General features: G+C 61.9%; 10 protein-coding genes and 1 tRNA gene. 4 read left to right on the plus strand and 7 right to left on the minus strand.

Translation table 11 applies throughout. From position 1 onward, the window contains the following. Positions 1–96: 96 nt before the first annotated feature. Together CDV46_RS21965 and CDV46_RS21970 are read left to right on the plus strand one after the other, a co-directional pair. Positions 97–576 (plus strand): cupin domain-containing protein, encoded by a 480-nt coding sequence (locus CDV46_RS21965; RefSeq protein ID WP_087724970.1) that lies wholly within the window; start codon positions 97–99, stop codon positions 574–576. Then, positions 569–1,024, plus strand: coding sequence for a carboxymuconolactone decarboxylase family protein (locus tag CDV46_RS21970; protein WP_087724972.1), 456 nt, complete (start codon positions 569–571; stop codon positions 1,022–1,024). Before CDV46_RS21965 ends, CDV46_RS21970 begins: the two co-directional genes overlap by 8 nt. A gap of 92 nt (positions 1,025–1,116) precedes the next feature. Here CDV46_RS21970 and CDV46_RS21975 read toward each other — a convergent pair. Next, positions 1,117–1,192 (minus strand) — tRNA-Ile (locus CDV46_RS21975). Between the two features lie 28 nt (positions 1,193–1,220). Next, positions 1,221–3,320, minus strand: coding sequence for an RNA polymerase sigma factor RpoD (rpoD, locus tag CDV46_RS21980; protein ID WP_441339351.1), 2,100 nt, complete (start codon positions 3,318–3,320; stop codon positions 1,221–1,223). Positions 3,321–3,348: 28 nt separating this feature from the next. Between rpoD and CDV46_RS27725 the strand changes: the two genes are divergently transcribed. Continuing rightward, positions 3,349–3,912: a hypothetical protein gene (locus tag CDV46_RS27725; RefSeq protein ID WP_249277403.1), complete on the plus strand. Its 564-nt coding sequence runs from the start codon at positions 3,349–3,351 to the stop codon at positions 3,910–3,912. A 14-nt stretch (positions 3,913–3,926) separates the two neighbouring features. Here the strand turns inward: CDV46_RS27725 and dnaG are convergent, their stop codons facing one another. From dnaG to CDV46_RS21995, 3 genes are all read right to left on the minus strand, one after another. After that, positions 3,927–5,810 (minus strand): DNA primase, encoded by a 1,884-nt coding sequence (gene dnaG / locus CDV46_RS21985; protein WP_087686877.1) that lies wholly within the window; start codon positions 5,808–5,810, stop codon positions 3,927–3,929. Positions 5,811–5,879: 69 nt separating this feature from the next. Then, entirely contained in the window at positions 5,880–6,326 is a 447-nt protein-coding gene (locus CDV46_RS21990) for a GatB/YqeY domain-containing protein (RefSeq protein ID WP_058377972.1), read from the minus strand. Positions 6,327–6,622: 296 nt separating this feature from the next. Beyond that, positions 6,623–7,882 (minus strand): NAD(P)/FAD-dependent oxidoreductase, encoded by a 1,260-nt coding sequence (locus CDV46_RS21995; protein WP_087686876.1) that lies wholly within the window; start codon positions 7,880–7,882, stop codon positions 6,623–6,625. 81 nt (positions 7,883–7,963) lie between these two features. Between CDV46_RS21995 and tsaD the strand changes: the two genes are divergently transcribed. Beyond that, positions 7,964–8,995, plus strand: coding sequence for a tRNA (adenosine(37)-N6)-threonylcarbamoyltransferase complex transferase subunit TsaD (gene tsaD, locus CDV46_RS22000; RefSeq protein ID WP_087686875.1), 1,032 nt, complete (start codon positions 7,964–7,966; stop codon positions 8,993–8,995). Between the two features lie 89 nt (positions 8,996–9,084). Here tsaD and folE2 read toward each other — a convergent pair whose 3' ends face one another. Continuing rightward, a complete protein-coding gene (folE2, locus tag CDV46_RS22005; protein WP_087687234.1) occupies positions 9,085–9,894 on the minus strand; it encodes a GTP cyclohydrolase FolE2 in 810 nt (269 codons plus the stop codon). Positions 9,895–10,096: 202 nt separating this feature from the next. Then, positions 10,097–12,031 carry a 1-deoxy-D-xylulose-5-phosphate synthase gene (dxs, locus tag CDV46_RS22010; protein WP_087724974.1) on the minus strand — a complete coding sequence of 645 codons (1,935 nt, stop codon included), beginning with the start codon at positions 12,029–12,031 and terminating at the stop codon, positions 10,097–10,099. Positions 12,032–12,131: the final 100 nt, after the last annotated feature.

Consider the following 12,131-nt stretch of genomic DNA (forward strand, 5'->3'; position numbering starts at 1 on the left):
CAGGGCTGGTGGTACAGCAAGAATGTTGGTTCTTGGTGTTTTCTGTTGGCCCAACCCGGCACGAGAATAGCAGAACGCAAACAGGAGAACGTGCTCATGAAACATCGTCTCATCGTCTCGCTCGCGGTCGCTGTAGCAGCGGTCGCGGCCAACCTTTCGCTGGTGGCCCCGGCGAGTGCTCATAGCGCATCGAACGCCCACAGTAGCGGTGAGACCGTTACGCCTAACTTCGCGCATGCGCTGCCGAACGTCCCCGGTAAATCGCTTGAGGCCGTGGTCGTCGACTACGCGCCCGGGGGCGCTTCACTGCCGCATGCGCATGCGAAGTCTGCGTTTATCTATGCTTATGTCGTTTCGGGCGAGATCGAGTCTCAGGTCGATGACGGTCCCAAGCGTGTGTATCGTGCTGGCGAAACCTTCTTTGAGACCCCGGGCGCGATTCACCGGGTCAGCCGCAACGCCAGCAAGACGAAACCCGCCAAGCTGCTCGCCGTGTTTGTCGTCGATACGCAAGACAAAGACTTGACCACCCCGCTGCCTGCCGCAGGCGCTACGAAGGAGGGCTCACATGAGTAAGCGGCTCGATTACAACCAAGTGGCCCCCGGTGGTGCGAAAGCGCTCGGCGGTGTCTATGGCTACGTCACGCAATCCAGCTTGCCACCGGAACTCGTCGAGCTTGTGTACTTGCGTGTTTCGCAGATCAACAACTGCGCGTTCTGCCTCGACATGCACACGCGAGACCTGCTGAAGAAAGGGGTGAAAGTGGAAAAGCTCGCGCTGGTGCAGGCATGGCGGGAAGCGGGCAATCTGTTCGACGCCCGCGAGCGTGCGGCACTGTCGTGGGCCGAATCGGTCACGCTCGTCGCACAAACGGGTGTGCCGGATGCTCAGTATGCCGAAGCACGTGAGGTGTTCAATGAGCGTGAGCTGGTCGACCTGACGCTCGCCATCAGCCTGATGAATGCGTACAACCGCATGGCCATCAGCTTTCGCAATACGCCTCAGGCGGCCGTGGATCGCTGAGGCATGTTGAGTCCCTCCGGGGCATAGGTGGGACGGACTTGAAAAGCAAAAAGCCCTTGACGTCACCGTCAAGGGCTTTTCTTTTACTTCTTTGGTAGGCCGTGCTGGGTTCGAACCAGCGACCAAGGGATTATGAGTCCCCTGCTCTAACCGCTGAGCTAACGGCCCTTAACTACCGGCGCTCGCTCAGCAGCAATCAATTGCCTTCGAGGAACGACTTGAGCTTGTCGGAGCGGCTCGGGTGACGCAGCTTGCGCAGCGCCTTGGCTTCAATCTGACGAATACGCTCACGCGTCACGTCGAACTGCTTACCCACTTCCTCGAGCGTGTGATCCGTGCTCATCTCGATACCGAAACGCATGCGCAGCACCTTGGCCTCGCGCGGCGTCAACGAATCAAGCACGTCCTTCACGACGTCGCGCATACTACCATGCAATGCCGCATCCGCAGGCGCCACCGTGCCGGTATCTTCGATGAAATCGCCCAAGTGCGAATCGTCGTCGTCACCGATCGGCGTCTCCATGGAGATCGGCTCTTTCGCGATCTTCATGATCTTGCGGATCTTGTCTTCCGGCATTTCCATCTTCTCGGCCAGCGTTGCCGGATCCGGCTCAACACCGGTTTCCTGCAAGATCTGACGCGAAATCCGGTTCATCTTGTTGATCGTTTCGATCATGTGCACCGGAATACGGATGGTACGGGCCTGGTCAGCAATCGAACGCGTAATGGCCTGACGAATCCACCACGTGGCATACGTCGAGAACTTGTAACCGCGACGGTATTCGAACTTGTCCACCGCCTTCATCAGGCCAATGTTGCCTTCCTGAATCAGATCCAGGAATTGCAGACCACGGTTCGTGTACTTCTTCGCGATCGAAATCACCAGACGCAAGTTTGCCTCGGTCATTTCACGCTTGGCCTTGCGCGCACGACGCTCGCCTTCCGACATCTTGCGGTTGACGTCCTTCAACTCCGCCAACGGCAACACCACACGCGCCTGAAGGTCGATCAGCTTCTGCTGAAGTTCCTGCACGGCCGGCACGTTACGCTCGACCACAGTGCTGTACGCCTTGTTGTCGGCCACGACCGTGTAAATCCAGTCGAGATTCGTTTCGTTGCCCGGGAAGCGAGCCACGAAATCGGCGCGCGGCATGCCGCACTTGTCGACCACGATGTACAGAATCGCGCGCTCGACGTTGCGCACTTCGTCCACTTGCGAACGCAGCGTGTCGCACAGACGCTCGACCGTACGCGCCGTGAAGCGAATCGTCATCAGTTCGGCCTGGATGGCTTCGCCAGCCTTCACGTACGGCTTCGACTGATAACCTTCCTTCTCGAACGCACGGCGCATCTTGCCGAACCAATCGGCAATCGCGGCGAACTTGGCCAGCGAGTCACGCTTGAGCTGCTCGACCTGCGCTGCCGAAGCACCGCCGCCGCTGCTGCTGTCGTCTTCCTCGTCGGCCTCTTCTTCGGCTTCCTCTTCTTCTTCCGCGTCAGCGTCGAAGTCTTCGTCGTCAGAAGCCGCAGCCGCCGCCGCAACGGCGTCTGCATTCGGATCGATCAGGCCATCGACCACTTCGTCAATGCGCATTTCTTCACGCTCGACCTTTTCGGCCATCGCCAGAATTTCGGCGATCGTCGTCGGGCACGCAGAAATGGCCTGCACCATGTGCTTCAGGCCTTCTTCAATACGCTTGGCGATCTCGATTTCGCCCTCGCGCGTCAGCAGCTCGACCGTGCCCATTTCGCGCATGTACATGCGAACCGGGTCCGTCGTGCGGCCAAACTCGGAGTCAACGGTCGACAGGGCTGCCTCAGCCTCTTCCTCGACTTCGTCGTCCGAAGCAGCGTTCGGTGCATTGTCGTTGAGCAACAGCGTTTCGGCATCAGGCGCTTGCTCATACACAGCAATGCCCATGTCGTTGAACGTGCCGATCACGCCCTCAAGCGCCTCGCTCTCAACCAGCTCGTCCGGCAAGTGGTCGTTGATTTCGGCGAAGGTCAGGAAGCCACGCTCCTTACCCAGCTTGATCAGCGCCTTCAGTTTGCCGCGACGTTCCTCAAGTTCCTCCGCCGTACCGGGCTGGTGCGAGGAAAATGCGTCCTTGAGCAGTGCTTTCTCTTTTGCCCGGCGATCTCGCGCCTTCTGCTTTTCCACTTTGGTCTGATCTTCGTTCACGGGTTGATCGTTAGTATTCGCTGCGACGTTCTGCTCATCCGGAGCGGGAGTCTTCGCGGCTTTGCCACGCGTCTTGGGGACGCGCAACGCAACTTCTGCCGTCGTGACTTCCACAACTTCGGGTTTGCGGGAGGCACCGGTCTTGCTGGGTGCCTGCGTCGCAGGTGTACTGCGGCCCGCCGAGGTCGCTGCCTTGGCGGTGATTGCGCTCTTCGCGCTTTTTTCAGCGGGTTGTCGGGCCTGCGGTTTCTCGCCGGCCGTCGCCTTCGGGTTCGTCGCCGCCTTCGTCGCCTTGACGGGCGGCGCTGACTTCACCGTGGGCCTGGCTGCTGGCTTAGCCAATTTCGCAGCCCCCACCCCTGCGGCGGTCGCACTCTTTCGCGTGGTGACATCGGTCACCTTCGCAGCCGTCTTGCCGGTCGTCTTTGGTTTTGCGCCGGCGGCTGCCTTATCTTGCGTAGTACGTTTCGCCGAACTTGCCTGGCTGGCTGTCTTCTTCGTGGCTTGCGATACCTTTGTGGCCTTTACTGCAACGCCAGCCTCCGCAGAGCGAGACGCCCCCTTCCCACCAGATGCCGCCGCCGCGCTTGTCGCGCGCTTTGCCTTCGGTGCAGGGATAACCGTCTTTTTTCCGCTGGTCGTTGTCATCTTTGCCATAGCGATCTCGCTTGCCAGAAAACAGCCCACTGAAAACCTTCTATTGTAGCACGCTGACTTACCTCAACTTCGCGCGCCCCCTGTGCCGACCGGAGCCAGCAGCCGCTTCAGTTCGTCGCGTTGCCGCGACACCGCCTGAGCGTGGCGGATTTCATCGGGCGTCAGTGACGTCCGCTTGAAAATCGTTTCGAGTTCGCTACACAGACTTTCGTACTGCATGCGCCGGATCGCGCTACGCAGTTCGGTCAAGCGCAACGACACTTGTTCCTCACGACGTTCGACCTGCTCCTCGTCGGCAGGGTCGAACAGCATCAGATCGCGGGCATTTTCCTCGAACGAGAGGATTTCCCGGATGATGTCATCAAAACTAGCCCAATTCGGCGAAGCTCGCAGACGATCGTGCAGATATCGGAATTCAGCTTGCGCACCCAACTCACGGCAATGTCCGAGCACTTCCGAGAAAATCTCCGCGTGCTGGGTGACATCCGCCAATATCTTGGTCTCTTCCTCGGTCAATTCGTTTCCAAGCGCCGGAAACATCAGCAGGTTCTGCAAGGCCCGGTGCTCGGTACCTACGACGCGTCGTTTTTCACGCTTGGCAGGTGCTTTGTCCCAAGCATTAGCGCGGCGTGCAGCACTCACCTGCAATTCGCACAATTCCGCCACTTCCTCCACGGAATTGCCGACGCGCTCGGCCAGCGCATGCAGAATCTGTCCGCGCAATGCGTTCGCGGGAAGCTGCTGCAACAGGGGCTTGGCTTCGAACAGCGCCCGTGCACGGCCCTCCGGCTGCTGCATATCCTTGCCCGACGTGACTTCACCGATCAGGAACTGCGACAACGGCATGGCGCGCGAGACTTCGCCCGCAAACGCGTCAGCGCCGTTTTCACGCACATAGCTGTCCGGATCGTGTTCGGTCGGCAAGAACAAAAACTTGAAACTCCGGTTGTCGTCGGCATGCGGCAGGCACGCTTCGAGCGCACGTCGCGCCGCACGGCGGCCAGCGGCATCGCCATCGAAGCTGAACACCACCGTCTCGGTCTGGCGCAGCAGCTTCTGTACATGCATGGGCGTACACGCCGTTCCCAGCGTCGCCACCGCCTGGGGAAAGCCCAGTTGCGCCAGCGCCACCACGTCCATATAGCCCTCGACCACGAGCACGTAGCCCGCATCGCGAATCCCTACGCGCGCCTCGAACAGGCCGTACAACTCGCTGCCCTTGCTGAACAGCGGCGTCTCCGGCGAATTCAGATATTTCGGCTCGCCCTTGTCCAGCACACGTCCGCCAAAGGCGATGACCTGGCCCTTCGTGTTCCGGATCGGGAACATGATCCGATCGCGAAAACGGTCGTAACGGCGCTTCGTACTGCCCGGCTCGCCCTTGTCGCTTTCAATCACCAGCCCGGCTTCGAGCAACTGATCGTCGCGGTAGTCCTGGAACGCCGCCTCAAGGTTCTGCCAGCCCTCCGGGGCGTACCCCAGACCAAAATGAGCGGCAATTTCACCCGTCAGGCCACGTCCCTTCAAATAGTCGATCGCCGTACGTGCGCCACGCAATTGCTTGCGGTAGTAGTCGCACGCGCGCGTCATGACATCCACCAGACCGAGGGTCTGGGCCCGCTGCTGCGCCGCAGGGGGCGCGCCCGGCAGCGGCGTCTCACGGGGTACATCGAGCCCGACATTGCGGGCCAACTCTTCAACGGCCTCGACGAAACCAAGGCCGGCATGCTCCATCAGGAAGCTGATCGCGCTGCCGTGCGCGCCGCACCCGAAGCAGTGATAGAACTGCTTGGTCGGACTGACTGTAAATGAGGGCGACTTCTCATTATGAAAGGGACAAAGTCCCATGAAGTTCGCCCCACCCTTCTTCAACTGCACGTAACGACCCACCACCTCGACAATGTCGACGCGGTTGAGCAAGTCCTGCAAGAACGACTGGGGAATCACTGGATAGATGCCATTGCAACGCGGTCGCGAACCATCGCAAAAGCGACGGCGCCAGACCGCATATCCGGATTACGCGGCCAGCGCAGCCTTGACCTGCGCGGACACGGCCGTCATGTCGGCGCGCCCGGCCAGTTGGCCCTTGAGCACGCCCATCACCTTGCCCATGTCCTGCGGACCCGCCGCGCCGGTCTGCGCCACGGCAGCCTTGACGGCCTGTGCCACGTCTTCTGCCGAGAGTTGCTGCGGCATATAAACCTGAAGCACCTCGATTTCGGCGGCTTCCTTGTCGGCCAGATCGGTTCGGCCGGCGGCCTGGAACTGGCTGACGGAATCCTTGCGTTGCTTGATGAGTTTGTCGATCACGGTCACGACCGCCGTGTCGTCGAGCGAGATGCGCTCGTCGACTTCCTTCTGTTTGATCGCGGCGAGCAGCAAGCGGATGGTCCCCAGTTTTTCGGCGGCTTTGGCACGCATGGCCGTCTTCATGTCTTCGGTAATGCGTTCTTTCAGACTCATGAGCTGGGATTCCGGAATTCGAATACGTTTCAGTGTAGTGCATGCCGCCCTAAAGAAAAGGACGGCCGGCAAGGCTTGGCACACACCGCCTGCGGCCGCAGCCGAAACGCTGGCGCTGGCCACAAACAGTGGTAAAGAACACAAAAACCCGCTTGGAAGACAATTCACAAGCGGGCTCGATGGAGACGCAGATGCCGCACGTCGGCGGCATCGGAACGGGTTCGACGGACGATCTGACTGTCGGAAAGCGCCGTCTCCACGAAGGAGAGAGCGTATCACGGCGACCCAGGGGCCGTCTACGACAGGGCGTCACCTCCGGTAGAGGCCGCCCGTACGCTTTCGGACATCGCCTGCGCGCAAGCGACAGCGGACGCCCAGGCCCACTGGAAGTTGTATCCCCCCAGCCAGCCGGTCACGTCGACGACTTCGCCGATGAAGTGCAAGCCGGGCTGCGCCCGTGCCTCTAGCGTGGCCGACGACAGCGCACGTGTGTCCACGCCGCCGCGCGTCACTTCCGCCTTGCGCCAGCCTTCCGAGCCGCACGGCTTGAGCGTCCACCCGGAAAATGCCTCCGCGAGCGAGCGCAGCGCCTTGTCCGACAGCTCCTGCACCCGTGCCTGCGGCGAAAGCCCGCTATTGGCCACCCACGCGTCGGCCAGCCGTGCCGGCACCCACTGGGCGAGCAGATTCGCGAGGTGCCGCTTCGAGTTGGCTTTCGCCTCGAAAAGCGCCGCCTCGATGTCCGTCGCGGGCGCCAGATTCAGGGAAATGGGCTGCCCCGGCGTCCAGAAGCTGGAGATCTGCAAGATCGCGGGCCCCGACAGACCTCGGTGCGTAAAGAGCAGATCTTCCACAAAACTGCCCGCTTCTTTGCCCTTCCCCGTGCTAACGTCCACTTCCAGCGAAAGCCCGGACAGACCAGCAAACGGCGCCCACGTCGCAGCGTCGAACACTAGCGGCACCAGCGCCGGGCGCGGCTCGATGACATCCAGACCGAACTGACGGGCAATGCGATAGCCCCAATCGGTTGCCCCGATCTTGGGGATCGAGAGGCCACCCGTGGCAATCACGAGCCGTTTTGCCGCGATATGACCCGCATCTGTCGTCAAGTGGTACGGGTGAGCGCCACCCGCGTCGGTATACGCGACGGTATGCACCGAACAAGGCATGCGCCAGTGCACATGCCCCGCCGCACACTCCTTGCGGAGCATTTCGATGATGTCCTCGGCGCTTTCGTCGCAAAACAGCTGCCCGCGATGTTTCTCGTGCCACGCGATCTTGTGGCGCTTGAGCAGATCCAGAAAATCGCGCGGTGTGTAACGTGCCAGCGCCGAACGGCAGAAGCGGGGATTGTCCGACAGGTAATTGGCCGGCCCCGCGTTGATATTGGTGAAATTGCAGCGCCCGCCGCCCGAGATACGGATCTTCTCCGCCAGACGCGTCGCATGATCGATGAGGACGACGCGCAGCCCGAGTTGCCCGGCCGCGGCCGCGCACATCAGGCCGGCAGCACCGGCACCCACAATCGCTACATCGAACTTTTCCATGGCGCGCATTGTAACCGGCGGGCGGCGGGGGTGACTGGTATACTTCTCGGTTCCCCTTTTTGACAGACGCCGCGCGCCTCTCCTCCCGCCATGCTGGTTCTAGGCATTGAAAGCTCCTGCGACGAAACCGGACTCGCCCTCTACGACACCGAGGCCGGTCTGTTGTCGCACGCCCTGCATTCGCAGATCGCCATGCATCGCGAATACGGCGGCGTCGTGCCCGAACTGGCGTCGCGCGACCATATCCGGCGTGCGCTGCCGCTGGCCGAAGAAGTGCTCGCCCAAGCCGGCAAGCCGCTCAGCGCCGTCGACGCCATCGCCTATACCCAAGGCCCCGGCCTCGCGGGCGCGCTGCTGGTCGGCGCGAGCGTGGCAAATGCGCTGGCGTTTGCGCTCGACCGGCCGGTCGTTGGCGTCCACCATCTGGAAGGCCACCTGCTCTCGCCGCTGCTGGCACCCGATGCGCCCGGTTTCCCGTTCGTCGCGCTGCTCGTCTCGGGCGGTCACACGCAATTGATGGAAGTGCGCGCGTTTGGCCAATACGCCATGCTCGGCGAGACGCTCGACGACGCCGCAGGCGAAGCCTTCGACAAGACGGCCAAATTGCTCGGCCTCGGTTACCCGGGCGGCCCCGCTGTTTCGCGGCTGGCCGAATTCGGTACGCCCGGGCGCTTTGACCTGCCGCGTCCGATGAAACACTCGGGCAATCTCGACTTCAGCTTCAGCGGACTGAAAACCGCCGTACTCACCCAAGTGCGCAATCTTGGCGGCAACGTCTGCGAGCAAGAGAAGTCGGACCTCGCCCGCGGCTTCGTCGATGCCATCGTGGATGTGCTCGTCGCCAAGTCGATGGCAGCGCTCAAGCAGACTGGCATGAAAACGCTGGTGGTCGCCGGCGGTGTCGGCGCGAACAAGCAGTTGCGCGAGGGGCTGAACGAAGCCGCCAAGCGACGCGGTTATCGCGTGCACTACCCCGATCTGGCGTTTTGCACCGATAACGGCGCGATGATCGCGTTTGCCGGGGCGATGCGCCTCAAGCACTGGCCGGACGAAGCCGACAGCGAATACGCTTACACCGTGCGCCCGCGTTGGGATCTGGCTGATATCGTGCGCACTGCCTGATTCGGTCCCGTTCGAATCGGCAGCCCGCCAGCGTCCAAAGAAAAACCGCTCCGAAGAGCGGTTTTTTTATGGCTTTCGACCGGAGCAGCTTATGCCGTCGCGCGCTTGTCGCGCTCGATCACCGCATAGGCGCTGTGATTGTGGATCGACTCGAAGTTTTCCGCCTGAAGCACGTACGCCACGATGCGCGGCTCGTTGTTCAGACGCGTCGCCACGTCACGCACGAGATCTTCCACGAACTTCGGGTTTTCGTACGCGCGCTCGGTCACAAACTTCTCGTCCGGACGCTTCAGCAGGCCCCACAGTTCGCAAGAGGCTTCTTCTTCGGCCATCCGCACCAACTCTTCCACCGCGACGTCACCGGAAAGTTCGGCATCGATCGTGATGTGCGAGCGCTGGTTGTGCGCACCGTATTGCGAGATCTTCTTCGAGCATGGGCACAGGCTCGTGACCGGCACCAGCACCTTGAGCCAGATGCGCGACACGCCGTTGCGCACATCGCCCGTGAGCGTCACCTCGTAGTCCATCAGACTTTGCACGCCGGACACCGGCGCCGTCTTGTTGATGAAATACGGGAACGTCACTTCGATGCGACCGGCTTCGGCCTCCAGCTTGACGAGCATGCTGTCGAGCATCGTGCGAAATGCCGCCAGATCGAGCGGTGCACGATTTTCTTCGAGCAACGCGACGAAGCGCGACATGTGCGTGCCCTTCTGATCGGCAGGCAGATGCACATCGAGATTGAACAGGCCGACGCTCGCCTGCACGTCACCGCCGGCCAGACGCACCGACAGCGGGTGACGCACACCGCGCACACCGACGCGCTGAATCGGGATCTGCCGGGTATCGACGCTGCTCTGCACGTCCGGCATTACGAAAGCGGGGTTCATCTGGTTCATCAATTCATCCTTCTGTGCCGGCAAGCCGACTTGGGGGGAGGCAATGGGCAAACGCATTCCGATGCCGGGCTCGCGAGCCGCTGGCGAGAGTCATCGGGAACGTGCCGGAGAGCCCCGGCACGGGATGTGGGAAGCGCTTCTCAAAAACAAAACGATCCGGCGCGAAAGCCGGATCGTTCAGGTATGGCTAACGACCGACCAATCAGGCGACGAGCTTTGTCGTCACCTCGTCCGATGCCTTCGATGTCTTCGATCCCTCGGCCGCGTCTTGCGACTTGAGGTCGAATCGCTCGTTGATCGACTTCGCGATGCCCGCGGCGTCGAGGCCGACCGAAGCCAGCAGCAGCGCGGGGTCGCCATGATCGATGAAGCGATCGGGCAGGCCCAATTGTAGTACGGGGCGAGTAACCCCACCGGCGAGCAGGGATTCCGCGACGGCCGAGCCTGCGCCGCCCATGATGCTGCCCTCTTCCACGGTCACGAGATAGTCGTGCGTTTGCGCCAGGCGTGCGATCAACTCGTCGTCGATCGGCTTGACGAAGCGCATGTCGGCGACCGTCGCATCGAGTTGTTCCGCCGCAGCCAGTGCAGGGGCAACCATGCTGCCGAACGCGAGAATCGCGACGCGGCGACCGGCGTCGGCCTGACCTTCACGACGCACCACACCCTTGCCGATCGGCAGAGCCGTCATCGTCTGCTCGATCGCGGCACCCGTACCCGCACCGCGCGGATAGCGCACTGCCGACGGACCGTCGATCTTCACGCCCGTGTACAGCATCTGGCGGCACTCGTTCTCATCCGACGGCGCCATCACCACCATGTTCGGAATACAGCGCATGAAGGCGATGTCGTACGCGCCCGCGTGCGTCGCACCGTCAGCGCCCACCAGACCGGAGCGGTCCAGCGCGAACACTACCGGCAGGTTTTGCAGCGCGACGTCGTGAATCAGCTGATCGTAGCCGCGTTGCAGGAACGTCGAGTAGATCGCGACCACCGGCTTGAGGCCTTCGGTTGCCATGCCGCCCGCGAACGTCACCGCGTGCTGCTCAGCAATGCCGACGTCGTAATAACGCTCCGGGAAGCGCTTTTCGAACTCGACCATACCCGAGCCTTCACGCATGGCCGGCGTGATACCGACGACGCGCTTGTCCGCAGCGGCCATATCGCACAGCCAGTCGCCGAACACTTGCGTGTACGTCTTCTTGCTGCTCGTGCTCGGCTTGATGCCCTCGGCCGGATTGAACTTGCCCGGGCCGTGATACAGCACCGGATCCGCTTCCGCCAGCTTGTAGCCATAGCCCTTGCGCGTTACCACGTGCAGGAACTGCGGCCCCTTCAGATTCTTGATGTTTTCAAGCGTCGGGATCAGCGAATCGAGATCGTGACCATCGATCGGGCCGATGTAGTTGAAGCCGAACTCTTCGAACATCGTGGCCGGCACGACCATGCCCTTGGCATGCTCTTCGAACTTGCGCGCCAGTTCCAGCACCGGCGGTGCCACGCTCAGCACTTTCTCCACGCCCTTCTTCGCGGCCGCATAAAAACGGCCCGACATGAGGCGGGCGAGATAGCGGTTGAGCGCGCCGACCGGCGGCGAGATCGACATATCGTTGTCGTTCAGGATGACCAGCAGCGGCACGTCTTCGTGCACGCCGGCGTTGTTCATCGCTTCGAACGCCATGCCGGCCGTCATCGCGCCGTCACCGATCACGGCGATGCCGAAACGGTGCTCGCCCTTGGTACGTGCGCCGAGCGCCATACCGAGTGCAGCCGAGATCGACGTGCTCGAGTGCGCCGTGCCGAACGTGTCGTAAGGCGATTCATCACGCTTCGGGAAACCGGAGATGCCGCCCAACTGGCGCAGCGTGCCCATGTCCCCGCGGCGACCGGTCAGGATCTTGTGCGGGTAGCTCTGATGGCCCACGTCCCAGACGATGCGATCTTCCGGCGTGTTGAACACGTAGTGCAACGCAATCGTCAACTCGACCGTGCCGAGGTTGGACGACAGGTGCCCGCCAGTGCGCGACACGCTCTCAAGCACGAAAGCGCGCAGCTCTTCGGCCAACGGTGCCAGTTGGCGACGCTCCAGACGCCGCAATGCGGCCGGGTCATCGATGGTATTTAGCAGTTCGTACATCGTCGTTCCATATATAGGCGTATTGTCGGGCAGCACCCCCTGAGCGCTGTCGCCGATGTCCTGCCGGTGCGTTCTGTGGGGAGACCGCGCCGACCCTCCT

Origin of the sequence: Pandoraea sp. PE-S2T-3 (genome assembly GCF_002179965.1) — a bacterium.
GTDB lineage: Bacteria > Pseudomonadota > Gammaproteobacteria > Burkholderiales > Burkholderiaceae > Pandoraea.

Coding starts and splice junctions, on each gene's coding strand:
- CDV46_RS21965 (WP_087724970.1), top strand. CDS start 97: ATGAAACATCGTCTCATCGTCTCGCTCGCGGTCGCTGTAGCAGCGGTC.
- CDV46_RS21970 (WP_087724972.1), top strand. CDS start 569: ATGAGTAAGCGGCTCGATTACAACCAAGTGGCCCCCGGTGGTGCGAAA.
- CDV46_RS21990 (WP_058377972.1), bottom strand. CDS start 6,326: ATGAGTCTGAAAGAACGCATTACCGAAGACATGAAGACGGCCATGCGT.
- CDV46_RS21995 (WP_087686876.1), bottom strand. CDS start 7,882: ATGCGCGCCATGGAAAAGTTCGATGTAGCGATTGTGGGTGCCGGTGCT.
- tsaD (WP_087686875.1), top strand. CDS start 7,964: ATGCTGGTTCTAGGCATTGAAAGCTCCTGCGACGAAACCGGACTCGCC.
- folE2 (WP_087687234.1), bottom strand. CDS start 9,894: ATGAACCAGATGAACCCCGCTTTCGTAATGCCGGACGTGCAGAGCAGC.
- dxs (WP_087724974.1), bottom strand. CDS start 12,031: ATGTACGAACTGCTAAATACCATCGATGACCCGGCCGCATTGCGGCGT.